Origin of the sequence: Luteimonas terrae (assembly GCF_004358165.1) — a bacterium.
Classification (GTDB): Bacteria; Pseudomonadota; Gammaproteobacteria; order Xanthomonadales; family Xanthomonadaceae; genus Luteimonas; species Luteimonas terrae.
Map to the genome: position 1 here is coordinate 42,853 of NZ_SMTG01000009.1, position 24,307 is coordinate 67,159.

Annotated in this window: 26 protein-coding genes; 18 read left to right on the forward strand and 8 right to left on the reverse strand. The window is 69.6% G+C overall.

Annotation, left to right across the window (positions count from 1 at the left end; genetic code table 11):
- Position 1: 1 nt before the first annotated feature.
- Genes E2F49_RS16745 through sctT form a run of 3 tightly spaced genes read left to right on the forward strand, consistent with a single transcriptional unit; the run spans position 2 to position 2,043 of the window.
- Positions 2 to 997 carry an EscR/YscR/HrcR family type III secretion system export apparatus protein gene (locus tag E2F49_RS16745; protein ID WP_279487381.1) on the forward strand — a complete coding sequence of 332 codons (996 nt, stop codon included), beginning with the start codon at positions 2 to 4 and terminating at the stop codon, positions 995 to 997.
- Positions 994 to 1,254: a type III secretion system export apparatus subunit SctS gene (gene sctS / locus E2F49_RS15480; protein ID WP_055250297.1), complete on the forward strand. Its 261-nt coding sequence runs from the start codon at positions 994 to 996 to the stop codon at positions 1,252 to 1,254. The genes E2F49_RS16745 and sctS overlap by 4 nt, the downstream gene beginning before the upstream one ends.
- A gap of 3 nt (positions 1,255 to 1,257) precedes the next feature.
- Entirely contained in the window at positions 1,258 to 2,043 is a 786-nt protein-coding gene (gene sctT / locus E2F49_RS15485) for a type III secretion system export apparatus subunit SctT (RefSeq protein WP_055250299.1), read from the forward strand.
- Positions 2,044 to 2,094: 51 nt separating this feature from the next.
- On the opposite strand, the gene sctU is transcribed toward sctT, so the two are convergent.
- The gene (gene sctU / locus E2F49_RS15490) at positions 2,095 to 3,300 is read right to left on the reverse strand and encodes a type III secretion system export apparatus subunit SctU (protein ID WP_165971266.1); all 1,206 of its coding nucleotides are present in this window, start codon (positions 3,298 to 3,300) and stop codon (positions 2,095 to 2,097) included.
- Between the two features lie 295 nt (positions 3,301 to 3,595).
- Here sctU and E2F49_RS15495 point away from each other — a divergent pair, with 295 nt between their 5' ends.
- The 5 genes from E2F49_RS15495 (at position 3,596) to E2F49_RS16525 (ending at position 8,638) form a co-directional block, all read left to right on the forward strand.
- Positions 3,596 to 3,907, forward strand: a complete 312-nt coding sequence (locus E2F49_RS15495; RefSeq protein ID WP_133394728.1) for a hypothetical protein — start codon at positions 3,596 to 3,598, stop codon at positions 3,905 to 3,907.
- A gap of 63 nt (positions 3,908 to 3,970) precedes the next feature.
- A complete protein-coding gene (locus E2F49_RS15500; RefSeq protein ID WP_133394729.1) occupies positions 3,971 to 4,648 on the forward strand; it encodes a hypothetical protein in 678 nt (225 codons plus the stop codon).
- Positions 4,649 to 4,740: 92 nt separating this feature from the next.
- The gene (locus E2F49_RS15505) at positions 4,741 to 5,670 is read left to right on the forward strand and encodes a hypothetical protein (RefSeq protein WP_133394730.1); all 930 of its coding nucleotides are present in this window, start codon (positions 4,741 to 4,743) and stop codon (positions 5,668 to 5,670) included.
- A 43-nt stretch (positions 5,671 to 5,713) separates the two neighbouring features.
- Positions 5,714 to 8,419, forward strand: a complete 2,706-nt coding sequence (plsB, locus tag E2F49_RS15510) for a glycerol-3-phosphate 1-O-acyltransferase PlsB (protein ID WP_133394731.1) — start codon at positions 5,714 to 5,716, stop codon at positions 8,417 to 8,419.
- A 42-nt stretch (positions 8,420 to 8,461) separates the two neighbouring features.
- Complete coding sequence (locus tag E2F49_RS16525) at positions 8,462 to 8,638, forward strand: hypothetical protein (protein ID WP_165971267.1); 177 nt, start codon at positions 8,462 to 8,464, stop codon at positions 8,636 to 8,638.
- Positions 8,639 to 8,774: 136 nt separating this feature from the next.
- Here the strand turns inward: E2F49_RS16525 and E2F49_RS15515 are convergent, their stop codons facing one another.
- Positions 8,775 to 8,990, reverse strand: a complete 216-nt coding sequence (locus E2F49_RS15515) for a YdcH family protein (protein ID WP_133394732.1) — start codon at positions 8,988 to 8,990, stop codon at positions 8,775 to 8,777.
- Positions 8,991 to 9,154: 164 nt separating this feature from the next.
- Between E2F49_RS15515 and bamE the strand changes: the two genes are divergently transcribed.
- Positions 9,155 to 9,751, forward strand: coding sequence for an outer membrane protein assembly factor BamE domain-containing protein (gene bamE / locus E2F49_RS15520; RefSeq protein WP_133394733.1), 597 nt, complete (start codon positions 9,155 to 9,157; stop codon positions 9,749 to 9,751).
- Positions 9,752 to 9,815: 64 nt separating this feature from the next.
- Here the strand turns inward: bamE and E2F49_RS15525 are convergent, their stop codons facing one another.
- On the reverse strand, positions 9,816 to 11,465 hold the full coding sequence (locus E2F49_RS15525; protein WP_165971268.1) for an ATP-binding cassette domain-containing protein: 1,650 nt from the start codon (positions 11,463 to 11,465) through the stop codon (positions 9,816 to 9,818).
- A 230-nt stretch (positions 11,466 to 11,695) separates the two neighbouring features.
- Here E2F49_RS15525 and ttcA point away from each other — a divergent pair, with 230 nt between their 5' ends.
- The 4 genes from ttcA (at position 11,696) to E2F49_RS15545 (ending at position 14,988) form a co-directional block, all read left to right on the forward strand.
- Positions 11,696 to 12,592, forward strand: coding sequence for a tRNA 2-thiocytidine(32) synthetase TtcA (gene ttcA / locus E2F49_RS15530; protein WP_133394735.1), 897 nt, complete (start codon positions 11,696 to 11,698; stop codon positions 12,590 to 12,592).
- Between the two features lie 73 nt (positions 12,593 to 12,665).
- The gene (locus tag E2F49_RS15535) at positions 12,666 to 13,568 is read left to right on the forward strand and encodes a recombination-associated protein RdgC (protein ID WP_133394736.1); all 903 of its coding nucleotides are present in this window, start codon (positions 12,666 to 12,668) and stop codon (positions 13,566 to 13,568) included.
- Positions 13,569 to 13,610: 42 nt separating this feature from the next.
- The gene (locus E2F49_RS15540; RefSeq protein ID WP_133394737.1) at positions 13,611 to 14,387 is read left to right on the forward strand and encodes a M48 family metallopeptidase; all 777 of its coding nucleotides are present in this window, start codon (positions 13,611 to 13,613) and stop codon (positions 14,385 to 14,387) included.
- Positions 14,388 to 14,499: 112 nt separating this feature from the next.
- Positions 14,500 to 14,988: a hypothetical protein gene (locus E2F49_RS15545; protein WP_133394738.1), complete on the forward strand. Its 489-nt coding sequence runs from the start codon at positions 14,500 to 14,502 to the stop codon at positions 14,986 to 14,988.
- 181 nt (positions 14,989 to 15,169) lie between these two features.
- Here E2F49_RS15545 and E2F49_RS15550 read toward each other — a convergent pair whose 3' ends face one another.
- Both E2F49_RS15550 and hemH read right to left on the reverse strand, forming a co-directional pair.
- Complete coding sequence (locus E2F49_RS15550; RefSeq protein ID WP_133394739.1) at positions 15,170 to 16,027, reverse strand: alpha/beta fold hydrolase; 858 nt, start codon at positions 16,025 to 16,027, stop codon at positions 15,170 to 15,172.
- On the reverse strand, positions 16,024 to 17,007 hold the full coding sequence (gene hemH / locus E2F49_RS15555; protein ID WP_133394740.1) for a ferrochelatase: 984 nt from the start codon (positions 17,005 to 17,007) through the stop codon (positions 16,024 to 16,026). Before hemH ends, E2F49_RS15550 begins: the two co-directional genes overlap by 4 nt.
- Positions 17,008 to 17,162: 155 nt before the next feature.
- Between hemH and E2F49_RS15560 the strand changes: the two genes are divergently transcribed.
- The 5 genes from E2F49_RS15560 (at position 17,163) to E2F49_RS15580 (ending at position 20,296) form a co-directional block, all read left to right on the forward strand.
- Positions 17,163 to 18,047 carry a lipid-binding SYLF domain-containing protein gene (locus tag E2F49_RS15560; protein WP_133394741.1) on the forward strand — a complete coding sequence of 295 codons (885 nt, stop codon included), beginning with the start codon at positions 17,163 to 17,165 and terminating at the stop codon, positions 18,045 to 18,047.
- An 83-nt stretch (positions 18,048 to 18,130) separates the two neighbouring features.
- A complete protein-coding gene (tatA, locus tag E2F49_RS15565; protein WP_133394742.1) occupies positions 18,131 to 18,358 on the forward strand; it encodes a Sec-independent protein translocase subunit TatA in 228 nt (75 codons plus the stop codon).
- An 18-nt stretch (positions 18,359 to 18,376) separates the two neighbouring features.
- Complete coding sequence (gene tatB / locus E2F49_RS15570) at positions 18,377 to 18,856, forward strand: Sec-independent protein translocase protein TatB (RefSeq protein ID WP_133394743.1); 480 nt, start codon at positions 18,377 to 18,379, stop codon at positions 18,854 to 18,856.
- Positions 18,846 to 19,598, forward strand: a complete 753-nt coding sequence (gene tatC, locus E2F49_RS15575) for a twin-arginine translocase subunit TatC (RefSeq protein WP_425481406.1) — start codon at positions 18,846 to 18,848, stop codon at positions 19,596 to 19,598. Before tatB ends, tatC begins: the two co-directional genes overlap by 11 nt.
- The gene (locus E2F49_RS15580; RefSeq protein WP_133394745.1) at positions 19,595 to 20,296 is read left to right on the forward strand and encodes an RDD family protein; all 702 of its coding nucleotides are present in this window, start codon (positions 19,595 to 19,597) and stop codon (positions 20,294 to 20,296) included. Before tatC ends, E2F49_RS15580 begins: the two co-directional genes overlap by 4 nt.
- A gap of 13 nt (positions 20,297 to 20,309) precedes the next feature.
- On the opposite strand, the gene E2F49_RS15585 is transcribed toward E2F49_RS15580, so the two are convergent.
- The 3 genes from E2F49_RS15585 to E2F49_RS15595 all read right to left on the reverse strand — a co-directional run bounded on the left by E2F49_RS15585 (position 20,310) and on the right by E2F49_RS15595 (position 24,300).
- The gene (locus E2F49_RS15585; protein WP_133394746.1) at positions 20,310 to 21,254 is read right to left on the reverse strand and encodes a hypothetical protein; all 945 of its coding nucleotides are present in this window, start codon (positions 21,252 to 21,254) and stop codon (positions 20,310 to 20,312) included.
- Positions 21,255 to 21,376: 122 nt separating this feature from the next.
- A complete protein-coding gene (locus E2F49_RS15590) occupies positions 21,377 to 22,096 on the reverse strand; it encodes a glutamine amidotransferase (RefSeq protein WP_133394747.1) in 720 nt (239 codons plus the stop codon).
- Between the two features lie 407 nt (positions 22,097 to 22,503).
- A complete protein-coding gene (locus tag E2F49_RS15595) occupies positions 22,504 to 24,300 on the reverse strand; it encodes a GspE/PulE family protein (protein WP_243713631.1) in 1,797 nt (598 codons plus the stop codon).
- Positions 24,301 to 24,307: the final 7 nt, after the last annotated feature.

Below are 24,307 nucleotides of genomic sequence, written 5' to 3' on the forward strand. Positions count from 1 at the left end.
CATGGATTTCAGCACGTTCTCGCCCGCCCTCGTCCTGGTGACGGTGGTCAGCCTCGCGCTGGCCCCGTTCGTGGCGGTGATGGTCACCTCGTTCACCAAGATCGTCGTGGTGCTGAGCCTGCTGCGCAATGCGCTGGGCCTGCAGCAGGTGCCGCCGAACGTGGTCATCAACGGCCTGGCGATCGTGCTGTCGATCTACGTGATGTATCCGGTGATCCTCGACGTCAACGACGCGGTGCAGGCGCGGCTCGAGGGCCGGCCGCCGCCGGCCGCGGTGCAGCGCCAGATCGATGCCCGCGCGCAGGCGCAGGCGGTGCGCGAAGGCCGGCCCATCGACGTGCGCCCGGCGGCGGCGCCTGCCGAGGCGGAGGCCGCTGCGCCCGCACCGAGCAGCCCGGCGGCCGCCGATGCCCTGGCCGCCGAAGCGCAGGCCCAGGGCGCCGGTCAGGCCGCGGTGGATCCGATGTTCGCCGCGGTGCGCGGCGGTTCCAGCAATGATCCACGCGAGGACGACGCGCCTGCGCCGCAGGGTCTGGCCGAGCAGGTCACGCGGATGGGCAGCGGCGCTGCGCCGGCGCCGGCGTCCGGCGGCTTCGACACCAACCGCATGCTGCTGATGATCGACGCCGGCAAGGAGCCGCTGCGCACCTTCCTCATCCAGCATTCCAGCGATTCGGAACGGGCGTTCTTCCTGCGCAGCGTGCAGCGCATGCTGCCGCCCGAGCGCCGCGGCGGCATGACGCCCGACGACTTCATCGTCATCGTGCCGGCCTTCACCGTCAGCGAGCTCACCGCCGCGTTCCAGATCGGCTTCCTGATCTTCCTGCCGTTCCTGATCATCGACCTCGTGGTCGCGAACATCCTGCTCGCGCTGGGCATGATGATGCTCTCGCCGACCACCGTCTCGTTGCCGTTCAAGCTGCTGCTGTTCGTGCTGATCGACGGCTGGGCCAAGCTCGTCCACGGCCTCGTGCTGACCTACGGAGTCACGGGATGAACGAGGTCCTGGAGTTCACCAAGGAAGCGCTGTGGCTGGTGCTGCTGCTGTCCGGTCCGCCGGTCGCGGCGGCCGCGCTCGTCGGCCTGGTGATCGCGTTCCTGCAGGCGGCCACACAGCTGCAGGAGCAGACGTTCCCCTACGCGCTGAAGTTCCTCGCGATCGTGATCACGATCTTCGTCACCGCCTCGCTGATGGGCGGCACGCTGTACGTGTTCGCCAACCGCATCTTCATCGACTTCCCGGGCCTCGTCTGAACCATGGACTTCGGCACCAACCCGATGCTGGCGCTCGCGCTGACGTTGCCGCGCATCGCCGGCGCCTTCCTGATGCTGCCCCTGCTGACCACCGAAACGGTGCCGGCGATGGTGCGCAACAGCTTCATGGTGAGCCTGGCGATCGTCGCGATCCCGATCGCACTGGCCGGTGCGCCGCCGATCGAGGCCGCCGGCACCGCACACTGGTCGGCGATCGTGCTCAAGGAAACCTTCATCGGCATCTCGATCGGGTTCTGCTATGGCATCGTGTTCTGGGCGATCAGCTCGGCCGGCGTGGTCATCGACACCCAGGTCGGCATGTCGATGGCGCAGATCTTCGATCCCATCCAGGGCCACCAGACCTCGCTGCACGGCGAGTTCCTGTCGCAGTTCGCCACGTTCCTGTTCATGGCCAGCGGCGCGTTCCTGGTGTTCCTGGACCTGCTGATGACCAGCTACACGATCTGGCCGGTCATGAGTTTCTTTCCCGATCTCAGACTCAGCGGCATGGCGCTGTTCGTCGGGCAGTTCGGCTATCTGATGACCGCGATGCTGCTGATCGCAGCCCCGGCGATGGTGATCCTGCTGGTCATCGACCTGTCCTTCGGCCTGGTCAACCGCTACGCCCCGCAGCTCAACGTGTTTGCGCTGACGATGCCGATCAAGGCGTGGCTGGCGACGGCGATCATCCTGCTGATGATCGGCGTGTTCGTGGAGATCGTGATGACGCGGCTGGTCGACAACAGCGGGCTGATCGAGGCGCTGAAGCACGCGTTCAACGCGAGGTAGGCAAGCCCCTCGCGTCACGCCTGGCCCGAGCCGCCGAAGCTTTAAGCGTGATTACCGCATCGGATCCCGCGGATCCTCGAACCGGTCCGCGACCGCCGGATCCTCGGCCAGCGGCGGCACCGCATCTTCGGGATTTTCCAGCCCGATCTCGGCCCGCATCTCCGCCGGCGGGTCGAACTCCGGCGGTTCGGGCCGGTGCTCGCCGATGCGCACGCCTTCGGCCCAGTACAGCACCTGCGCGACGGCCTCGAAGAAGTCGTCGCTGATGTAGTCGTCGATCTCGACGCGCGCATTGAGGCCGCGTGCCAACGGGACGTTCTCGAGAATCGGCACGCCGGCTTCCTCCGCGACGCGCTTGATCTCTTCGGCGACATGGCCCTCGCCCTTGGCGACGACCAGCGGCAGGTCGTCATTGCCCTGTTCGTACTGCAACGCGACGGCGATGTGGGTGGGATTGGTCACGACGACGTTCGATCCTCTGACGGCATTGAGCATGTTCTGCTGCGACCACTCCTGGTGCAGCTGCTTGCGGCGTTGCTTGACGTAGGGGTCGCCCTCGTTCTCCTTGACCTCCTGCTTGATGTCGCGCCGGCTCATGCGCAGCTTCTTGATGTAGCTGTACTTCTGATACGAGGCGTCGAGCGCGGAGACGAAGAAGAACACGAAGATCGTCCAGATGCCGATCCACTTGAGCGCGTGCCAGATCGCGCTGCCGATCGCCTGCGGCTGCGCGAACGGCAGCTGCAACAGCGGCGGCAACATGCCCCACAGCACCAGACCGCCGATGCCGATCAGCGCCATGCTCTTGAGCGCGCTCTTGACCAGCTCGACGAGGTTGTCCATCGAGAACATCTTCTTGACGCCGCTGACCGGGTTCAGTTTCGACAGGTCCGGGGTGACCTTCTTCATCGTCGCGACCGGGCCGACCTGCAGGAACTCCACCAGCAGGGCCAGCATCACCGCCAGCAGCAGCAGCGGCAGGGTCATGGCCAGCAGCGTCTGCACGGCCAGCGGCGCGATCGTGCGCAAGGCCGCGTCGAAGGGCTGGTTCATCACCTGCAGCGCCGAATCGAACAGACCGCTGATGCGACGGAACATGTAACCCATCATCATCCAGCCACCGGCCAGCCACCCCATGATCAGCACCGTGCTGGTCAACTCGCGGCTCTTGGCGACATTGCCGTCCTTGCGGGCGTCCTTGAGCTTCTTGCTGGTCGGTTTTTCGGTCTTGTCGGCGCCTTCGTTCTCTTCGGCCATCGGCCCTCCGAGGCAGGGCGCGCACCAGTGTCGCGCGTGGAAGGGCGAGGCTAGCATGGGCTCGTGACGCGTCCGTTCGCCGACGGGAGCCGCTGGATCGGGGTGAAGCGCGGGTGCCCGGCACCGGCCGCAGCCACCCGGGATTCAGCCTGCAGCCCATCAGCGCGGGCCGCGCCGCCGACCTAGGGGCAGCCCGAGATAGGCGGTGCATGGCAGCAGCGTTACAGTCCGCCCATCGCCGCAGAAGCGGTTCGCCCAGCCCACCTCCAGAGATCGACAAGGCAACGCTATCCCGATGAGCAGCATTCCCTCCGACGCCAGCTTCAACGCCGCCAGCCTCGACCGGCTGGGTGGACAGGTCGCGTTCGACGACCTGCGCCATGAGGCGCCCGGGCTCGCCCCGGCGGATGGTGGCCTTGCGGATGTGGCGAGTGGCCCGCTGGCCGATCCGGGAGAGGATGTGCTCAACGTCGCCGCCTGGGACGGTGTGCCGGCCGGAAACCGCCAGCTGCCGGGTGATTTCGCTTTCGAGGCGCGCCTGTCGGCGGTGGACCTGTCGCAGGCGGCGGACCAGGGCGCCGACGCGATCCTCGACGCGCTGGCCTGAGGCCGGACCCGGACCGTACCGGGTTAAAGTCCGGCGGCCTTTCCTTTCGCCGCCACCCTTTCGATGAATGCCGTTCCGTCCGCGCAGGCCCTGCGCGATGCCGCCGACCGTCTGGTCTCGACGCTCGCGGCCCATGCCGACCCGGAGTACCGCCTGACCGTGCTCAAGCGACTGGTGCGGCGGCTGGGCGAGGAGAAGTACCCGGTGTTCCTGCGCCTGCTGGGCGTCGTGGCCGAGAGCGACGACACCCGGGCGCAGCGCCTGCTGGCCGACACCATCGGCACCGCGCTGCGCCGCATGGACCTTCCGGGCGGCGCATTGAGCTCCTGGGGTGCGACCCGCCTGCCCGACAGCGCGGCGCCGGTCTCGGCCAGCGCGTTTTCGGGGCAGTTCTTCGGCGGCACGCCGAGGCGCATGCTGGGGCCGGTGGAATACCTGACCGTGTGGCACCTGCAGCGTACCCAGCGCACCGCGCTGTCGGCCGACACCTTCCGCACCAGTCTGTCGCGGCTGATCGCGCTGCTGAACCAGTCCGAGGATGCGCGCACGCTGTATCCGCAGAAGCTCGCCGTCGATGCGCAGAACGAACTCGAAGGCGCCTACACCCGGGCCACGCGCGAGCGGCTGGCCGCGATCGCGGTCGCCTGGAAGGCGGGCCGCAGCCCGGACGAGATCGCCCAGGCCGCGCTCGATGCCAGCGCCGCCGACACGCCACACGGCTGGGTGCTGCGCGATCTGTGAGGCGCACGGGCGCGACGACGCGCCCGGCCGCGCTTGTCCGGTCATCTGGCGGCTTGCAAGATGCGCTGTCCGGCCCCCGCAGGAAATCCGCCATGCCCGTTCCCGCCCGCTCGCCCGACGCCCGCCGCCGCCGCGGCCGCAGCCGCGCCGCGACGCTGCTGCTGCCGCTGGTGCTGTGGCTGGGCGCGTGCCAGCGCGAAGACGCGGACGCGCCGGCGCCGGCACGCGGCGGCGCAACGCCGGTCGAAGCGGTTGCCGTGCTGACCGCCCACCTGCGCAGCGGGGATCTGGCCGCCTTCGCCCACGATGCGGTGACGCCGGAGTTGGCCCCCGAACTGGATGCCGCCTGGCGTGCGGGCCGCTCGCGCTGGCCGATCAGCGAGCTGCCGCTGTCAGCGCAGTTGCCTGCGGTGCTGACCGCGCTGGGCGCACCGCAGGCCGAGCGGCTGCTGCTGCAGACCTTCAATCGCGAGTTCGCTGGCGCCGAGCGTGAACTGCGTTCGGCGGCGGTCGCGCTGGGGGCCTTCGCCATCCAGTACCTCGAACAGGGCGGCGACTTCAGCCAGGACGAACGCGCCCACTACACCCAGCTGATCGCAGCCGCGAGCGCCTGGGCCGAGACCGCGCCGCTGGCTGACCGGGACCGCGCGCGCGCCACCATCGCTGCGCTGGTGGCCGCCGCACGCGAGGGCGGAATCCCCAGCGACGCGGCCCTGGGCGCGGCCGGCATGCAGGACGGCCTGGCGAAGCTGTCGCCGCTGTTCAAGGCCGGCAAGCTGCGCCTGGCCGCCTACGGCCTGGATCTCGACCGGACCTTCGACAGCGTGGAAACCACGCTGGACACCCAGACCGGCGACACCGCGCAAGTGCGCCTGCGCTACGTGCTCGCCGACAAGCCGGTCGATGCACTGGTGAACGTGGAGCGCCACGACGGCCGCTGGTACGTCAGCGACTTCCTGCGCCACGCCCGCACGGCCGCGGCGCCCGATGCGCCCGCCGCACCGGTCCCGGCGACACCCTGAGTGCGTCCGTGCGCGTGCAGCCCCGACGGGTCGCTTGGGCATAATGCCGCCGATGCCTGATCAACCGACCCTCCAGTTCCCCGACGGCGATCCGCAGCGCCGCACCGATCCATCCGCGGTCGAAGACGTGCCCGGCGATCCCGCGGCTCCGTCTGCCGCGACCGGTGACCCGGCCGCCGACACCGCGCGCGCGCCGGCGACGCCCGTGCTGCCGGTGCCGCTCGCCGCGCCCCGACGCGCGGTCCGCCGCCCCTGGTGGATGGGCCTGCTCGGCCGCGTGATGCAGCCTTGGATCGGCCTGAAGGTCGAGCCGCAGACACCCGAGGCGCTCGTGGACGAGCGCCCGGTCTGCTACGTGCTCGAGGACTACGGCCTGTCGAACGCGCTGATCCTCGAACGCGCGTGCCGCGAGGCCGGCCTGCCCTCGCCGCTGCAGCCGCTGCCCGGCGATCCGCTGGGCCGCAAGCGCGCCTATGTCGCGCTGTCGCGTCGCAACGCCGGCGGCGCGCTGGCGATGGCGACCGGCCAGCCGCAGTCCAAGGCCACGCATTCCGAATCGCTGGCACGACTGCTCGAGGCGCACCGGCGCGACGACCTGCTCGACGTGCAGGTGGTGCCGGTCTCGATCTTCGTCGGCCGCTCGCCGGACAAGAACAATGGCTGGTTCGCGGTGCTGTTCTCCGAGAACTGGACCATCGTCGGCCGCTTCCGCCGGCTGCTGTCGATCCTGCTCAACGGTCGCGACACCCTGGTGCGCTTCGCCGAGCCGGTCGACGTGCGGCCGTTGCTCGACGAGGGCCTCGACCCCGAGCGCACGGTGCGCAAGCTCTCGCGCGTGCTGCGCACGCATTTCAACCGCGTGCGCGAGGCGATCATCGGGCCGGACCTGTCGACCCGTCGCCTGCTGGTCGACAAGGTGCTGGCCTCGACCGCGGTCAAGGACGCGATCGCCGACCAGGCGCGCCGCGACAACAGCAAGCCCGAGGACGCGTGGAAGAAGGCCCACGCCTACGCCTACGAGATCGCCGCCGACTACTCGCACCCCGTCGTGCGTTCGGCCAGCTATCTGCTGACCACGGTCTGGAACCGCATCTTCCGCGGCGTGCTGGTGCACCACATCGACACGCTGAAAGCCGCAGCGCCGGGTCACGAGATCGTCTACGTGCCCAGCCACCGCAGCCACATGGACTATCTGTTGTTGAGCTACCTGCTCTACAACCGCGGCATCGTGCCGCCGCACATCGTGGCCGGCATCAATCTCAACCTGCCGGTGATCGGCACGCTGCTGCGCAAGGGCGGCGCGTTCTTCATCCGCCGCTCGATCCGCGGCAACGCGCTCTACTCGACGGTGCTGGCCGAGTACGTCGCGCAGCTGGTCGCCGGTGGCTATTCGATCGAGTACTTCGTCGAAGGCGGCCGCTCGCGTACCGGCCGCCTGCTGTCGCCCAAGGGCGGCATGGTGTCGATGACCGTGCGCGCCTTCCTGCGCCAGCCCACGCGGCCGGTGCTGTTCCAGCCGATCTACGTCGGTTACGAGAAGCTGATGGAGGGCAACAGTTATCTCGACGAACTCTCGGGCAAGGCCAAGAAGAAGGAATCGATCTGGCAGCTGCTGTGGGGCATTCCGCAGGTGCTGCGCTCGAACTACGGCCAGGTGGTGGTGAACTTCGGCGAGCCGATTGCGTTGGCCGATGTGCTGCTCGAACACGCGACCGGCTGGGACGGCAACGCCGTCGCCGACAGCGAACGGCCGGAATGGCTGTCGCGCACGGTCGACGTCATCGCCGAGCAGATCAACGTCAACATCAACCGCGCGGCCGACGTCAATCCGATCAACCTGCTGGCGCTCGCCCTGCTGTCCACGCCCAAGCACGCGATGGGCGAGGCCGACCTGCTCGCGCAGATCGCGCTGTCCAAGCAGCTGCTGGTCGACGTGCCGTATTCGGACCGCGTCACCGTCACGCCGCACACGCCGCAGGACATCGTGAAACACGGCGAGGAGATCAACGTCCTCGAACGCGTCGCGCACCCGCTGGGCGACGTGTTCCGCGTCGACGACGAGAAGTCGGTCCTGCTGACCTACTTCCGCAACAACGTGCTGCACCTGTTCACCGCGTCGGCGTGGATCGCGTGCTGCTTCCTGCACAACCGCCGCATGAGCCGGCACACGCTGCTGCGTCTGGGCCGCACGATGTACCCGTTCCTGCAGGCCGAGCTGTACCTGCCCTGGAACGAGGACGGCTTCGCCGAGCGCATCGCGCTGACGCTGCAGACCTTCGAGCGCGAGGCGCTGCTGGAACGCGTCAGCGACGAGGACGACGGCATCTACGCCCGCAACGCCGGCCAGACCGACGAGGTGTTCCGCCTGCGCGCGCTGAGCCACCCGCTGCAGCAGGCGTTCGAGCGCTATTACATCGCGATCTCGGTGCTGGCCAAGAACGGCCCGGGCACGCTGGGCGCCGGTGAACTCGAAGGCCTGTGCCAGCTCGCCGCGCAGCGCCTGTCGTTGCTGTACGCGCCGGCCGCGCCGGAGTTCTTCGACAAGTCGCTGTTCCGCGGCTTCATCCAGAAGCTGCGTGAGCTCGGCCTCGTCAAACTCGACGGCAACAGCAAGCTGGTCTTCGACGACCGCCTCGCCAACCTCGCCAAGGACGCGAAGGTGATCCTGGGCCGTGAACTGCGGCACTCGATCGAGAAGGTCAGCCCGGAAGCGGTGAAGCCGGCGGAGCCGGTGGCCGTGCAGGAGTAGGCGGCCCGCAAGGCGGGCTTCGATGGGGATCTTCTGAACTTTTTGTACGGATTCCGATGGCGCGTTCTGCTGCCCACGACCATCGCCATCGTCATCGCGCTGTCGGTCTATTACCTGGGCGACAGAACACAGGTGTCGATCGTGTCTGCCTTCGCGATCGGAGTAAGCGGCTTCGTTGTGGGTCTCGTCTGGACGGTCATCCATCGGCGCTTCGGCTGATCGCGGACTTGCACGTTCGAGCGCACGTGCGCATCACGGCCGAACGAATCGCTGATCGCGCCAGTGGCACCAAAATCGGCATCAGACGTGGTGCGTCACGGATGCAGCGGGGCCGCAGTTTCAGATCACGCTGATCTCAAGCCGGCTCGTCGGGAATCAGTTTCGATTCCAGCCGGGCGATGCAGTCCTTGAGCTGCAGCTTGCGCTTCTTCATGCGCTGGAGCGCCAGGATTTCGTGGCCCGGAACGGCCTGGAGTTCAGCGACGGCGGCGTCGAGCGTGCGGTGCTCGGCGCGCAGGCGCATCAGCAGCGCGGCGGGACTCTGGTCGATGTCGGGCGTGTCGGTCGACATGCGGCCAGCTTATCGCAAGGCCACGGCCGTCCGGTGCGCTTGGCGGCGCGGAACGGCGCTGCAACAATGCGCTCGCGTCGTTCAGGGGGCCGGCGCGACGCCGGCGCTGCCGCCCGCGTGACGTCCTTCCGCGACGCCCCCGGCCGCATCGTCAAGGAAACAGGATGTCCCGACCTTCGAACCGCCGCGCGCCCGCGCGTCTCGCCGCCGCCCTGCTCGGCCTCGCGGCCGCCACCGGCGCAAGCCACGTCGCCGCACAGGACAAGTACGACGGCTATCTCTGCTGCAACCTGCGCAGCGACGGCAGCTGGATCAGCGACAGCAACTACGCCGAGAACGGCAAGCGCGTGATTCCGGTCGGCACGCCGACCAGCGTCACCGGCTACGGCCGCCATCGCGTCAACGTGCGCATCGATGGTGCGCGCCAGTCGATCGGCAACGACTACAGCCGCGACATCGCCCTGCCCGATTTCGCCAGACGCTACGTCGTGACCGAAGATCCGGCGGCGAAGATCGCCGGCTATCCGGCCAAGATCCAGGACGCGATCAAGCGCGCCAAGGTCACGCCCGGCATGACCCGCGAACAGGTGCTGATGGCGCTGGGCTATCCGATCAGCAGCGAGAACCCGGATCTGGACGCGAACCTGTGGCGGTACTGGATGAGCAGCTTCGCCGAGTTCCAGGTGCAGTTCGATGCGAACGGCCGGGTCAGCGAGATCACCACCGATCCGAACACGCGCAATCTGGTGTGGGTGCCCTGAGCCGGGCCACCCTCGTGTGATCGATACGGGCGCCTCGGGGCGCCCGCGTCGTATCCGGCGCCCGTCATGCGAGCGTCAGCGTGTCGGCATCGAGCTGCAGCCGGTGCGTCAGATCGAGCGCGTCGAGCAGCGCGGGGTCGTGGCTGACCACCAGCAGTGCGCCGGGCCAAGCCCGGAGCAGCGCAACGAGCGCATCGACGCTGTCGAAGTCGAGATGGCTGGCCGGCTCGTCCAGCAGCAACAGCGGCGCGACAGGTCGCGACCATGCCGCTGCGGCGATCGCGACCCGCATGCGCTCGCCGCCCGACAAGTCGCCCATCGGTTGCCGCGCGCGCGTGCCGGGCAATCCCAGCAGCGCAAGACGGGTCGCGATGTCGGCCGGCGCGATGTCCGGCATGCGCACCTGCAGCCAGTCGAGCGCCGGCACGGCGGGCGGCACACCCGCAAGCTGCTGGTCGATCGACTGCACCGGCACATGCGCGATCACGCGGCCGTGCGCGAGCGCGCCGTGCCCGGCGATCGCGCGCACCAGCGTCGACTTGCCGCTGCCGTTGCGGCCCTCCAGTCCGATGCGCACCGGGCCACTGCAGGTCCAGTCGAGCGTGCGACGCGGTGACGGCGCACACGGGTGCGCGTCCTCGAACGTGAGCACCTGACGGCCTTCCGGCAACGCGATCGCAGCGGCGTCCACGAAGTCCGGCGCGGCGACGTTTTCCATCGCGGCGTAGGCACGGCGCACCGCGGTATCGGTGGCGTCGATGCGGCCGGCGAGCCCGGCCTGCGTGCGTGCACGACTGCGATCCGCGCGATCGGCGCGGTGATCGAGCAGCAGCGGCGACTGGTTCTCGGTCCGTGCGTCGCGTCGACCCCGCGCGCTGCGCCGCTCGATGCGTTCGCGTGCGACCACCGCATCGCGACGTGTCCGGGACCGCTCGCTGCGCGCCGCGTCCAGCGCGTCCGCTTCGAGTCCGCGACGCGTCGCCTGCGCCGCGCGCCAGACGTCGAGGTTGCCTTCGGTCCTGTGCAGGGCGCCGTCGCGCAGCTCGAGGATTGTCGGCATCGCCGTGAGCCATGCAGGGTCGTGCGTCACCACCAAGACCGCACCGGGATGCGCCAGGACCCGCTCGCGCCAGTACGCGGATGCCGCCGCATCGAGAAAGGTGCTGGGCTCGTCGAGCAGCAGCACATTCGCGTCACCGCGCATCAATGCGAGCAGACGCAGCTGCTGGCGTTCGCCGCCGGACAGGTTCGCAGGATCGGCATCGAGATCGATGGCCCCAAGACCGGCCGCATCGAGTTGCGCACGCAGGTCCGTTTCCAGCGTCCAGTCGTCATCGATGCAGGCGAGATCGCGTGCATCGCCGCTGCCGGCGAGCAACCGGCGCAGCGCACCCACGTGCGGGCCTGCGCCCAGCAGGTCGACGACACGCGCCGGCAGCGCGTCCTGCAGCTGCGGCAGCCAGGCGATGCGAGCGTCGGTGTCGATGCTCGCCCCACCCGGCGGCAGCGCGCCGGCCAGCAGGCGCAGCAGCGTGGTCTTGCCACTGCCGTTGGCGCCGATCAGCGCGGTGGGGCCGCGCAACAGGACGAGTTCGAGACTGGTGAACAGCGCGCGGCCGTCGTCGAGCACGGCCGCCAGGTGGCGGGCGCGCAGGATCGGGGACGACACGGCATCGCCGGCGCGACGTGCGCGCGGCCAGGACGGAGATGGCATGGGAAACCTCGCAGCAACAGCGGACAGGTGCAGGCCCGGTGCGGGCATGCAGGCAATCGGATGTCAGGCGATGGAATCCACGCGGGCGATACTCCGGGGCGGGCGCGGATGGCCCGGCGAGGGCAGCAGTCTAACGGCCGTACCGCCGCTGCGGCTGAACGTGGGCCGCCGCTGCGCCGTGCGGCACGTGCGGGCGCGATGCGCCGGAGTCGCCCGGTAAACTAGTCACGATGAGTACCGTCCTGCCCCTGATCGACCCCCGGCCACGCCTGCGCGCGCCGCAGACCGCTTCGCCCGCATTGCAGAAGCTCGGCAAACGCCTGCGCCACCAGGTGGGCCGCGCGATCGCCGACTTCGGCATGATCGAGGACGGCGACAAGGTCATGGTGTGCCTGTCCGGCGGCAAGGACAGCTACACCATGCTCGACATCCTGCTGCAGCTGCAGAAGAAGGCGCCGGTGTCGTTCTCGATCACCGCGGTGAACCTGGACCAGAAGCAGCCCGGTTTTCCCGAGCACATCCTGCCCACCTATCTCGAATCGCTGGGCGTGGATTTCCACATCATCGAGCAGGACACCTATTCGGTCGTCAGCCGGGTGATTCCCGAAGGCAAGACCATGTGCTCGCTGTGCTCGCGCCTGCGCCGCGGCGCGCTGTACACCTACGCCGAGGCCAACGGCTTCACCAAGATCGCCCTGGGCCATCACCGCGACGATCTGGTGGCGACGTTCTTCCTCAACCTGTTCTTCCACGCCAAGCTCAGCGGCATGCCGCCCAAGCTGCGCAGCGACGACGGCAGGCACGTGGTGATCCGCCCGCTCGCCTACGTCGCCGAAGCGGACATCGTGGCCTATGCCGACGAGCAGGCATTCCCGATCATTCCCTGCAATCTCTGCGGTTCGCAGGAGAACCTGCAGCGCAAGCAGGTCGGTCTGATGATGCAGCAGTGGGAACGCGACACGCCCGGCCGAATCGAGACCATCTCGCGCGCACTGGGCGACATCCGCCCCTCGCAGCTCAGCGATCCGAAGCTGTTCGATTTCCTCGCGCTGGGTGCGAGCGGCGCGACAGCGCACGCCGACCTGCAGGCCTGGCATTCGTCCGAATCCGCGATCGGCGACGCCTGATCGTTTGCCCCCACCCGACCCTCCCCCGTGCACGGGGGAGGACGTCCGTTTTCTGCACCAGGTAGCCATTCGCATGTTCTTCCGCAATCTCACGCTGTTCCGCTTTCCCACCAACCTCGACCTGACCGAAATCGATGCGCGCGTGGCCGAGTTCCCGCTCAAGCCGGTCGGTCCGCTGGAAATGTCCTCGCATGGCTTCATCTCGCCGCTGGGCCGCGATGCCGACGTCGGCACGCACCGCATCGAGGACGCGATCTGGCTGACCGTCGGGGGCGAGGAGAAGATCCTGCCCGGCCCGGTGGTCAACGAACTGCTGGCGCAGCGCATCGAACAGTTCGAGGAGAAGCAGGGCCGCAAGCCCGGCGGCAAGATGCGCAAGCAGATGAAGGACGATCTGCTGCAGGAGCTGATGCCGCGCGCGTTCGTCAAACCCGTGCGCTCCGACGCGCTGATCGATCTCGAACACGGCGTGGTCGCGGTCAACACTTCCAGCCGTAAGAGCGCCGAGAACCTGGTGTCGAACATCCGCACCGCGCTCGGCAGCTTCCCGGCGCTGCCGCTCAATGCCGAAGTCTCGCCGCGCGGCATCATGACCGGCTGGATCGCGGGCGAGCCGCTGCCCGACGGCCTGACCCTGGGCGAGGAATGCGAACTCAAGGATCCGTCCGACCAGGGCGCGATCGTGCGTTGCCAGCGCCAGGACCTGCGCCACGAGGAAATCACGCGCCACCTCGATTCGGGCAAGCAGGTCACCAGGCTCGCACTGAATCTCGACGACCACGTCTCCTTCGTGCTCGGTGAGGATCTGATCATCCGCAAGTTCAAGCTGCTCGACGGCGCCCTCGATTCACTCGAGCACACCGAGAACGACGACATGCGCGCCGAACTCGACGCACGCTTCGCGCTGATGCGTGGCGAGTTCAAGCGGCTGTTCACGGTGCTCGAAGGCGCGCTGAAGCTGTCGAAGGCCGACTGACTGTCGCAGACCCTGCGTCGGCGCAGGTCTACACTTCCGGCCATGCCGTCCCTGTCGCGTCTGCTGTCGCCTGCGAAACGCCCGTCGATCCAGCGCGATGCGGTCGCGCTGCGCCTCGACGACGGCCGCGAGATCGAGGTGCTGCGCGTGCGCGACCCGCGCGCGCGGCGCATCCGCCTGAGCGTCAGCGAACGCGGCGCGCGGCTCACGCTGCCGCTGCGCGCGAGCCTCGCATCCGGCGATGCCTTCCTGCAGCAGCATCGCGCGTGGCTGGCCGCCCAGATCGCCGCGCACGGCGAGACCTTGCCATTGCAGCGCGGCGTCACCGCGCAACTGCCGCTACGCGGCGCATCGCGTCCGTTGCGCTGGGAATCGGGCCGTTTCAGCCACGTGCGCGAGGACGCCGACGGCGCACTGGTCTTCGTCTCGCCCGACCACGCGGGCCCGGCCGCGCTGCAGCGCGCGCTCCGCGAGTTCTACGAGGCACAGGCCCGCGCCGACATCGGACGCTGGCTGCCGGCCTACCTGCCCGGTCTGCCGCGGCCGCCGCGACGGATCCGGCTCAAGTCGATGTCTTCGCAATGGGGCTCGCTGGCACCCGACGGCACGCTCAACCTGGACCTGTCGCTGGTGCTCGGCGCGCCGTCGGCCTTCGAATACGTGCTGGTGCACGAGCTCTGCCATCTGATCCACGCCGACCATTCGCGCAGCTTCTGGCGCGAGGTCGAAGCGCGCTGCCCGGCGTGGCGCGAGGCGCGCGACTACTTCCGCGACAACGGCCGCCGTCTGAAGGCGGACCTGCACGCGCTGTTGTCCTGAGTGCGGATCTGCGGCCCAAGCCCGCGTGGTGGCACCCGGTCGTCGTCGCTGTCCGCTTCCGGCGCGCCACGCCGTTGATTCGCACGAGCGGCCGGTGCCGCCGGAGACCCCCATGGTCCGCGCCCGCGCCCTGCTGCCGCTCCTGCTGCTCGCCGCCGAACTGCTGTCGGGCTGCCGTCCGTCGCCGGAGGCGCTGGGCACGCCCGTTCGCTTCGACGCGCTCGGCGACCGCGTCGCAGCGACGCCGGACCGGCCACGGACGACCACCCTGCGCCTGCCGGCGGACTTCCCCGGCGACGTGCACCTGCCGGCGCGCTACGCGCTCGACACGGTGACCGACATGCCCGGCACCCGGGTGGTCAGCCTGCTCGCGGAAGGCGACGTCGCGCGGCTGTCGCAGGACACACGGCAGGCGATGGAACAGGACGGCTGGCAGCGGCGCCTTGCGACGCAGCTCGGCAGCGACAGCGCCGTGCTCGCCTTCGAGAAAGACGGACGCAGCGCGCTGTTCGCGTTCGACCGCAACCGTGCGGCGCAGCCGTCGGACGATACGGGCGTGACCGTCAGCGTGCAGCTGCAGGGCGGCGCGGCGCCGCCCTGATTCGCTCTGCACCTTCCCCCGTTTGCGGGGGAAGGCCGGGATGGGGCGACCGGCCATATCGCGGGAATGATCGCCACGCATCGAGGGACCGCACGTGGCACACACGGCGCGTGTACCTGATGGGTTGCCCCCGCCCACCCCTCCCCCGCACGCGGGGGAGGGCTCAGATCTTCGGCGCGCTTCAACGTTGCAGGAAATCCCCGATGGCCGCGGCGACCTCCGCCGGCTGCTCCATGTGCAGGTGATGCCCGCCGGCCATGACCACCAGATCGCCCTGCGGCAGCAGCCGCGCGCGGCGCGAGCGATCCGGCTCGGGCAGGTAGGGCTGCGGCGGATCGGCGTAGATCACCCGGGTGGGACAGTCGATGCCGGCGATCAGGGCATCGACCTGGCCGGGCGTCATGCGCACGGCGGTGGGAATCGTCAGGCGCGGGTCGCTGCACCAGACGTGGCCGCCGTCGACCGGCTGCACGCCGCGCTCGACCAGCAGACGCGCGACCGGCTCGCTCAGCGCGTTGACGCGCATGCGCGCGCGGACCGGTGCGTCGAGATCGGGAAACACGCGCAGCGGGCGCTGGCCGAGACTGCGCGAGGCAGCCACCGCGTCGCGCAGGCGCGGCACCGTTTCGGGTTCTGTCTCGGGCAGCGCGCCCAGCGCTTCGATCGCGACCAGGCGCTCGACGCGGTCGGGCACCGCGGCCGCGACGAGGCTGGCGATGCCCGCGCCCATCGAATGCCCCAGCAGCGCGAAGCGCTGCCAGCCCAGCGCATCGGCGATGTCGAGCACCTGGTGCACGGCGCCGACGAAGGTGTAGTCGGTGCCCGGCGGCATGTGCGCGCTGCGGCCATGGCCCGGCAGGTCCGGCGCGACGAGATCGAGCCCGTCGAGTTGCGCGGCCAGCGGCACGAAGCTCGCGGCGTTGTCGAGCCAACCGTGCAGGGCCAGCACGCGACGGCCGCCCTCGGTTCCGAAGCGCAGGCCGCGCACGGTGCCGATGCCGATCTCCAGTTCGAACGGCCTCCCGGATGTCCCGCTCATGCGCGCGCCGCCAGGTCGCGGCGCGTCAGTGCGGCCAGCGCGCGCGCATGCGCCGGCGCGTCGTTGAGACAGGGGATGTAGCGCAGGTCGCGACCGCCGTGCGCATGGAAGATCTCGGCGTTCTGCAACGCGATCTCCTCCAGCGTCTCCAGGCAATCGACCGCAAAGCCGGGGCACACGACGTCGAGCACCCGCACGCCCTCGCCGGCGAGCGCCTTGAGCGTCTCATCGGTGTAGGGCTGCAGCCAGGGCTCGCGACCGAAACGCGACTGGAAGGTCAGCAGCGCTGCGTCCGGTGCCAGTCCCAGCGCGCGCACGATCGCATCGACGCTCGCGCGGCACTGGGCCGGGTACGGATCGCCGGCATCGGCGAGGCGCTGCGGAATGCCGTGGAAGGAGAACAGCAGACGCTCGCCGCGGCCGTGCGTGTCCCAGTGCGTGCGGATCGAGGCGGCGACCGCGTCGACCCAACCTGCATCGAGGTGGTAGTCGTCGCGCATGCGGGCGACGCCCTGCGCGCCGAACACCGCATCGACGATGTCGCCGACCGAGGCCGTGGTCGTCGTCGAGTACTGCGGATACAGCGGCAAGACCTGCACGCGCGCATGGCCTGCGTCACGCAGGTCGGTCAGCACGGTGCGCAGCGAGGGATTGCCGTAGCGCATGGCGTGCACGACGTCCGCCTCGGGCAGTTCCGCCTGCACGGCCTTGGCCAGGCGCGCGGTCAACACCGCGAGCGGCGAGCCCTCGGTCATCCACACGCCGGCGTAGAGCCTGGCCACGCGCGGCGAGCGGAATGGCAGGATGATGAAGTGCAGGAGCGGGCACCACAGCCAGCGGGTCAGTGCGACCACGCGATGGTCGTGCAGGAACTCGGCCAGATAGCGGCGCACCGCCTTGGGCGTGGGTGCATCGGGCGTGCCGAGATTGACGAGCACGACGGCATCGCGCGTCGCGCGGGAGGCGGAGGGTTCGGACATCCGCATAGGATGGCAGGCAGGCCGGTGCAATGGCAGCGCCCCGCACGCCGGAAAAACTCATCTGCGATTCATTGCCCCGTCACTAGCCTGAATCCGTTCCGCGTGCGCGCCACCGCGACGCGGCATCCGATCCGCGTCCTTGCCCCGGAGTCACCATGACCGCTCGTCCGTTCCGCCACACCGTGCTGGTTGCCGCCCTGGCGACCGCATTCGTCGCCGGCCCCGCCTTCGCCGGTCCGACCGAGGATTCGCGTGCGCAGAACGCGGTGCGCGTGCTCAACGAGATCCAGGCGATTCCCGAGTCCGGCATTCCGGACAAGCTGCTCGACGAAGCGCGGGCGATCGTCGTCATCCCGGACACCATCAAGGCGGGCCTGATCATCGGCGGCCGCCGCGGCCATGGTCTGATGTCGGTCAAGACGCCGGAAGGCACGTGGTCCAGCCCCGCGTTCGTCAAGCTCACCGGTGGCAGCATCGGCTTCCAGGCCGGCGTGCAGTCGTCCGACGTGGTGCTGGTGTTCCGCAACGAACGCAGCCTGGAGTCGATCGTCAACGGCAAGTTCACCCTCGGCGCCGATGCCGGCGTGGCCGCCGGCCCGGTGGGCCGCAATGCGGCGGCGCTGACCGACGGCCAGCTCAAGGCCGAGATCTGGTCGTGGTCGCGCGCTCGTGGCCTGTTCGCCGGTGTTGCGCTGGACGGCGCGGTGCTGCAGATCGACGACGACGCCAACATCGCCGTCTACGGCAACACCACCACGCCGCGCGCGATTCTCGAAAACCGCCCTGGCCGCCAGCCGTCGAACGCGGTCGTCGATTTCCGTGATCGCCTCGAAGAAGCCAGCGCCACCGCGCGCGTCGCCCGCGGCGGCAGCGCGGTCCCGGTGTCGCGCAGCGCGCCGCAATCGCAGGCCCCGATGATCCAGGACGTGCCCGAGGCCAGCACCGCACCGCTGCAGTCGCAGCAGGGCCAGCCGGCGACGCAGGGCTTCCAGAACGTCGACGACCAGCCGGCGACCGTCGAACCGCTGCCGGAATACTGAGCGTCCGCACCCGCGCGTATGCGGCACGCGGTTGCGGTGCGTTATCCTCCGGGGCCACCCGCAGCTCTTTCGGAAGTTCCGCCATGGGCAGTTTCAGCATCTGGCATTGGCTCATCGTTCTCGTCGTCGTGCTGCTGGTGTTCGGCACCAAGCGCCTGCGCGGCGCGGGCCGTGATCTCGGCGAGGCGGTCAAGGGCTTCAAGAAGGGCATGCACGACGACGAGGCGCCCGAGCGCCTCGACGACCGCTCGCAGGACGCCGCGGCGCGTGACGCCGACAGGACGCGCCACGACGACAACGTCTCCCGCTGACGCGGGGACTGCAGTTCGATGTTCGGAATCGGTACCGGCGAGCTGATGATCATCGCGCTGGTCGCGCTGATCGTGCTCGGTCCCGAGCGGCTGCCCAAGGCGGCCCGGTTCGCGGGCCTGTGGGTGCGGCGCGCCCGCGCGCAGTGGTATTCGGTGAAATCCGAACTCGAACGCGAACTCGCCGCCGAAGAACTCAAGCGCAGCGTGCGCGAGGCCCAGCGCTCGATCGAGGACGTCGGCACCCAGCTGCGCGATGCCGAGAGCCGCGCCCGCAGTGGGCTCGACGATGTGCGCAAGGGCGCCGAGGATCTGGTGGCCGATGCGCGCCGCATGCCCGGCGATGCGCCCGCGACCCATCGCGATCTTCCCGCGCCCCCGGTTGCACCCGCCCCGGACGAAGCGCCCCTGCCGCCCGAGGCCATCGCCGGCGATCCCACGCGTCCGCCGGTCGTGCCGCCGGTGACCGACGAGGAGGTCCCGCGTGGCGCTGCACGCTGACGACGACGCCGGCGAAGGCAGCCTGATCGACCATCTGATCGAGCTGCGCATGCGCCTGATGCGCGGCCTGGCCGGCACCGGCCTGGTGCTGCTGTGCCTGCTGCCGTTCGCCAACAAGCTCTACGGCATGCTCGCGCAGCCGCTGCTCGACAAGCTGCCGGCCGGCTCGAACCTGATCGCGATCGAAGTCGCCTCGCCGTTCTTCGCGCCGCTCAAGCTGGTGTTCTTCACCGCGCTGGTGGTGACGATGCCGTGGCTGCTCTACCAGGCCTGGGCCTTCGTCGCGCCCGGCCTGTACAAGCGCGAGAAGCGCCTCGCCCTGCCGCTGCTCGCCTCGGCCGTTGCGCTGTTCTACATCGGCTGCGCGTTCGCGTTCTTCTTCGTGCTGCCGTCGGTGTTCAAGTTCCTGACGATGGTGACGCCCGACGGCGTGGCGATGATGACCGACATCAACGCCTATCTGAATTTCGTGCTGGTGATCTTCCTCGCCTTCGGCATGAGCTTCGAACTGCCGGTGGCGCTGGTGATCCTGGTGCTGCTGGGCTGGGTGACCACCGACCAGTTGCGCGAGGCGCGCGGCTACGCGGTGGTCGGCGTGTTCGTACTGGCGGCGGTGATCACCCCGCCCGATGTCGTGTCCCAGCTGATGCTGGCGATTCCGATGTGTCTGCTCTATGAAGCGGGCATCATCGCCGCACGTCTGCTGGCCCCCAGGCCCGGCGCGGTGCGCGACGAGGCATGAGCAGCGCGGCCGCCGCGCCCACGCCACTGCTGCGCCGCTATGCGGCGTGGTCGCTGGATGCGGCGGCAATCGGAGCACTGGCGGGGGTGCTGATGCACCGTCCGCTGCGCGACGCACTGCGCACCTGCGACCGCGCCATCGACGCGCTGTCGCAGACCATGGCCGCACTGACGCAGCAGACGCTCGATCTCGCCGCCTCGCCGGCTGCGCTGCTGCAGGCGTGGATGGCCGACCCCGCGCTGCAGGTGGCGATCACCGCGCTGGCGCTGGCGATCTCGTCACTGGTGCTGCCGGCGATGCTGGTGTTCTCGCTGGTGGCGCTGGCGTGGTTCACCGCCTTCGAAGGCACGCGCTGGCAGGCCACGCCGGGCAAGCGCCTGCTGGGATTGCAGGTCGTCGACGACGACGGTCTGCCGCCGGGCTTCGTGCGCTCGGGCCTGCGCAACGCAGCCGGGCTGCTGTCGTGGCTGAGCTTCAACATCGGCCACCTGCTGGCCGCACGCGGGCCGCGGTACCAGGCGCTGCACGACCGCATCGCCGGCATCCGCGTGGTCCGTCGCGATCACGCCCCGATGCCGTTGGCCGCGCGCCTGTGGCTGACGCTGCAGCCGCCGGCGTTCTTCCTGCTGCTTGCCCTGCTGATGCGCCATCTGGACCGCAGCATGGCCGCCGCGCTCGAGGCGACGCTGGGGCTCTAGGCCCCGGCCGGCATCAGAGTTCGATGCGGCTGCCGTCGTGGCCGGCGCCCGGCGTCGGACCCGGCGCGGCGTCGGCGTCCTGCGGTCCGCAGACATCGCGCCACATCGCGTACATCGCACCGAACATCACGATGTAGAGCACCAGCAGCAGGATCAGATAGAGCGGCAGTACCAGCAGCGCCGCGAGACCCGGATGCACGAGGCTGGCGACGACGCTGATGATGGTCACCACCATCGCGAAGGCGAGCATCAGTGCGAAGCCGCCGGCCATGGCGATGACCGCCGCGACGATCACCGGCAACACGTTGCGCAGCGCACCGCCGAGCCCGTCGGTGAAGGCCTGCAGTACCGGGCGTCCGCCCAGCGAGACCTGGCCCAGGCCGATTGCGTAGACAGTCGCGTAATAGACGCCGAAGAAGATCGCCAGCGCCATCAACGGGCCGATGCCGGCGGGCGGCAGCGGCAGGTCGGGCGGCGTGGCGGGTGTCGACTGCGCGCCCATTTCCTGGCTGATCGTCAGGATCTGCATGTACCACTCCATCACGCCGTCGCCGAACGCGCTGACCAGCGCATAGAACGTCGCGATGTAGAGCGCGCCCATCAGCACGCCGAAGCCGATCAGCCGGCCGGCATTGCCGCCGGTGAAGGTCGCGAACACGTCGGTCGGCCGCGCGGGACGTCTGTGTTCGACCGCGTCGATGACCTGCAGCACGCCGCCGATCAGCAGCGGATAGACGATGATCGACACCAGCGACATCGCACCGACGATCATGATCTGCGTGCCCGCATCCAGGCCGAACGCGAGCTGCAGCACCGCCTGGATGACGTTGGGAATCAACGCGAGCAGCGCGACGACCGCAGTCGCCCCGTACACCGCACGCGGATTGGCGCGACCGACGTTGACGCCCTGCACGATCCACTTCCAGCCGTGGCCGGCTCCTACCGTCCGAGTCGTCATTTCCGCCGTGTTCCAGTGTGCTGTCGCGTGGCCGCGCCACGAAGGGCGCCATCGTATCGCAGGCGTGCAGCAGGCCGCAGAGGCGTCGGCGACGTTCAGCCGCGATCGCGCGGCCGCGCCTGTCAGGCGCGCGCCAGCCTCACGAACCGTTGCAGTACGGCGCGGGCCTCGGGCGCCGCGCGCACGGCCGCGACGGCGGCCACGGGATCGAGACCTTCCTGGTACAGCGCGCCGCTGCGCGCGCGGATGTAGCCGCGCATGTGGGTGGCACTGAACTCGGGATGGAACTGCACGCCCCAGACCCGCGCGCCCCAGCGGAACGCCTGGTGCGGCTCAAGCGCGGACTTCGCCAGCAGCGTCGCGCCCTCGGGCAGGCGCAGCACGCTCTGCAGGTGCGTGACCTGGGCGACGAAGCGCGGGCCGGCGCTCGCGAACAGCGCATCGTCGGCCGCGGCGTCGAGCGTCTCGACCTCGAAGCTGCCCATTTCGCGTCCGCGCGGGTTCGGACCCACCTCACCACCGAGCGCATGCGCGATCAGCTGGTGGCCGTAGCAGATGCCGAACAGCGGCACGCCCGCATGCGCCGCCTCGCGCAGCCAGGCCGCGCTGCGTTCGCTCCAGTCGGCGCGGTCGGTGACCATCGCGCCCGAGCCGGTGACCAGCACGCCGGCATAACCCTCGGCGGACGGCAGCTCCGCCCCGCGTTCGACATCGACCACGTCGACCTCGCGTTCCGACAGCCCGGCGGCGACGCGGATCCAGTGCGGGAAGCCGCCGTAGCGACGCATGGACGGCACGGGCTGGCCGGTTTCGATGATCAGGAATGGGCGGGTGTCGGACATCGTTCCGGATGTGGGCGGGCGATGCGGAAGCGTAGCGGTTCGGCGTCCTTGTGGGAGCGGTCTTGGCCGCGATCGCGCGCGTGCATCGGCGCCGAGGGATGCCGGGCGCCCACGGCGCCAGGCGCATCACGCGCAAGCGCACTCCCACATTCGAGTGTGCCCGTCGCGTGGATGGAGGGCACGAGCGGGATCGAAGCCCTCCCCCGCATGCGGGGGAGGGTTGGGTGGGGCGAACGGTCAGCCGAGCTTCGGTCGGGAGCGCGCGCCGGCCCGGAGTCTTGGCCTGTCGAGGTCGCGAGTTCCAGCTTTGCCCCCATCCCGGCCTTCCCCCGCGAGCGGGGGAAGGGGCGGATTCGGACTACGCGGAGTTCGCTGCGAAATGCACTGCCAGCTCCGTGGAGTAGGCCTCACTCCGTCGGCGGCAGCACCGTCATCACTTCCTCCACCGTCGTCAGGCCCTGCGCGACCTTTTCCGCGCCGGCCATGCGCAGCGTGCGCAGGCCTTCGCCGACGGCGGTGCGGCTGAAGCCGGCCAGCGCCATGTCCGGCTGGATCTTCGCGCGCAATGCCGGCGTGACCGGCATCAGTTCGTAGATGCCGACGCGGCCGAAATAACCGGTGTTGCGGCATTCCAGACAGCCGACCGGGCCGCAGGCGGTCTCCGGTGGCGGCACGTCGCTGTCGGGGCCCAGCAGCGCGCGCCAGCCCTCGGGGTCGACGGCCGCGGGCTGCTTGCAGTGGCGGCACAGCGTGCGCACGAGGCGCTGGGCGAGTACGCCGTTGAGCGTGGACGCGATCAGGTAATGCGGTAGGCCGAGATCGAGCAGTCGGGTGATCGCCGACGGCGCGTCGTTGGTGTGCAGCGTCGACAGCACCAGGTGACCGGTCAGCGAGGCCTGCACCGCCATCTGCGCGGTGTCGAGGTCGCGGATCTCGCCGATCATGATGATGTCGGGATCCTGGCGCAGCAGCGTGCGCACGCCCTGCGCGAAGGTCAGGTCGATCGCGTTGTGCACCTGCATCTGGTTGAGTTCGACCGAGACCATTTCGATCGGATCCTCGACCGTACAGACGTTGACGTCGTCGGAGGCCAGCTTCTTGAGCGTCGAATACAGCGTGGTCGTCTTGCCCGAACCGGTCGGGCCGGTCACCAGCACGATGCCGTGCGGGCGCTGCACCAGATCGTCCCAGGCCGCCGCCTCGCCGGCATCGAAACCGAGCTGCTCGATCGGCTTGAACGCGGTATCCGGGTCGAAGATGCGCATCACGCACTTCTCGCCGAATGCGGTGGGCATCGTCGACAGGCGCATCTCGACCTCGCGGCCACCGGGCGAACGCGTCTTGATGCGGCCGTCCTGCGGACGTCGGCGCTCGGCCAGATCCATGCGGCCCAGCACCTTGATGCGGCTCACCGCGGCGGTCATCACCGGCGGCGGCATCTCGAAGACCTTGTGCAGCACGCCGTCGATGCGGAAGCGCACGCGGCCGACGTCGCGGCGCGGTTCGAGATGGATGTCGGAGGCGCGCTGCTCGTAGGCGTACTGCAGCAGCCAGTCCACGATGTGGACGATGTGGTGGTCGTCGGCATTGACGTCGCCCGAGCGGCCCAGTTCGACCAGCTGCTCGAACGTCGGCGCGGTGTTGTGGGTCTCCTGCCCGTCCCGGGCGCCGCGGATCGAGCGCGTGACGCCGAAGAACTCCATGGTGTAGCGGTGCAGGTCGAGCGGATTGGCCACGACCAGATCGATCTCGCGCCGCAGCAGGCGCTGGATGTCGGGCAGCCAGTCCAGCGCCAGCGGTTCGCTGGTCGCGATGCGCGCATGGTCCGGACGCACCTCCACCGGCAGGATGCGGTGGCGCTTGGCATAGGCGTGCGAGAACAGGTCGGTGACGTCGCCCACCGCGATCTTGGTCGGATCGATGCGCAGGTAGGCGTGACCGGTGGCCTGCGCCAGCCATTCGGTCAGCGTTTCGAGGCCGAGCTCGGTGCCGGGCCGACGCGCCGAGGGCAGTTTCAGATTCGCCAGCAGCACCAGCGGATGCACCGCTTCGAGACCGCGCGTGTTGCGGCCGCCGACGCGGGCGCGTTCGGCATCGGCCGGTGCCAGCAGGCCGTCGGCCAGCAGCGCGTCGATGACCGGTTCGAGGGTCAGCTTGCCGGCCGGCAGACGACCGCCGAACGCGGCGGATGCACGGGTGCCGATCGATGTC

Excerpts from the sequence above, each read along its gene's own strand:
- E2F49_RS15505 (WP_133394730.1), top strand. The coding sequence starts at position 4,741 with ATGCCCGTTCCCGCCCGCTCGCCCGACGCCCGCCGCCGCCGCGGCCGC.
- E2F49_RS15560 (WP_133394741.1), top strand. The coding sequence starts at position 17,163 with ATGACCGCTCGTCCGTTCCGCCACACCGTGCTGGTTGCCGCCCTGGCG.
- E2F49_RS15500 (WP_133394729.1), top strand. The coding sequence starts at position 3,971 with ATGAATGCCGTTCCGTCCGCGCAGGCCCTGCGCGATGCCGCCGACCGT.
- tatB (WP_133394743.1), top strand. The coding sequence starts at position 18,377 with ATGTTCGGAATCGGTACCGGCGAGCTGATGATCATCGCGCTGGTCGCG.
- bamE (WP_133394733.1), top strand. The coding sequence starts at position 9,155 with ATGTCCCGACCTTCGAACCGCCGCGCGCCCGCGCGTCTCGCCGCCGCC.
- E2F49_RS15590 (WP_133394747.1), bottom strand. The coding sequence starts at position 22,096 with ATGTCCGACACCCGCCCATTCCTGATCATCGAAACCGGCCAGCCCGTG.
- sctT (WP_055250299.1), top strand. The coding sequence starts at position 1,258 with ATGGACTTCGGCACCAACCCGATGCTGGCGCTCGCGCTGACGTTGCCG.
- E2F49_RS15525 (WP_165971268.1), bottom strand. The coding sequence starts at position 11,465 with ATGCCATCTCCGTCCTGGCCGCGCGCACGTCGCGCCGGCGATGCCGTG.
- E2F49_RS15580 (WP_133394745.1), top strand. The coding sequence starts at position 19,595 with ATGAGCAGCGCGGCCGCCGCGCCCACGCCACTGCTGCGCCGCTATGCG.
- plsB (WP_133394731.1), top strand. The coding sequence starts at position 5,714 with ATGCCGCCGATGCCTGATCAACCGACCCTCCAGTTCCCCGACGGCGAT.
- E2F49_RS15535 (WP_133394736.1), top strand. The coding sequence starts at position 12,666 with ATGTTCTTCCGCAATCTCACGCTGTTCCGCTTTCCCACCAACCTCGAC.
- E2F49_RS15585 (WP_133394746.1), bottom strand. The coding sequence starts at position 21,254 with ATGACGACTCGGACGGTAGGAGCCGGCCACGGCTGGAAGTGGATCGTG.
- hemH (WP_133394740.1), bottom strand. The coding sequence starts at position 17,007 with ATGTCCGAACCCTCCGCCTCCCGCGCGACGCGCGATGCCGTCGTGCTC.
- tatA (WP_133394742.1), top strand. The coding sequence starts at position 18,131 with ATGGGCAGTTTCAGCATCTGGCATTGGCTCATCGTTCTCGTCGTCGTG.
- ttcA (WP_133394735.1), top strand. The coding sequence starts at position 11,696 with ATGAGTACCGTCCTGCCCCTGATCGACCCCCGGCCACGCCTGCGCGCG.
- E2F49_RS15495 (WP_133394728.1), top strand. The coding sequence starts at position 3,596 with ATGAGCAGCATTCCCTCCGACGCCAGCTTCAACGCCGCCAGCCTCGAC.
- E2F49_RS16745 (WP_279487381.1), top strand. The coding sequence starts at position 2 with ATGGATTTCAGCACGTTCTCGCCCGCCCTCGTCCTGGTGACGGTGGTC.
- E2F49_RS15515 (WP_133394732.1), bottom strand. The coding sequence starts at position 8,990 with ATGTCGACCGACACGCCCGACATCGACCAGAGTCCCGCCGCGCTGCTG.
- E2F49_RS15540 (WP_133394737.1), top strand. The coding sequence starts at position 13,611 with ATGCCGTCCCTGTCGCGTCTGCTGTCGCCTGCGAAACGCCCGTCGATC.
- E2F49_RS15545 (WP_133394738.1), top strand. The coding sequence starts at position 14,500 with ATGGTCCGCGCCCGCGCCCTGCTGCCGCTCCTGCTGCTCGCCGCCGAA.
- E2F49_RS15550 (WP_133394739.1), bottom strand. The coding sequence starts at position 16,027 with ATGAGCGGGACATCCGGGAGGCCGTTCGAACTGGAGATCGGCATCGGC.
- sctU (WP_165971266.1), bottom strand. The coding sequence starts at position 3,300 with ATGGCCGAAGAGAACGAAGGCGCCGACAAGACCGAAAAACCGACCAGC.
- sctS (WP_055250297.1), top strand. The coding sequence starts at position 994 with ATGAACGAGGTCCTGGAGTTCACCAAGGAAGCGCTGTGGCTGGTGCTG.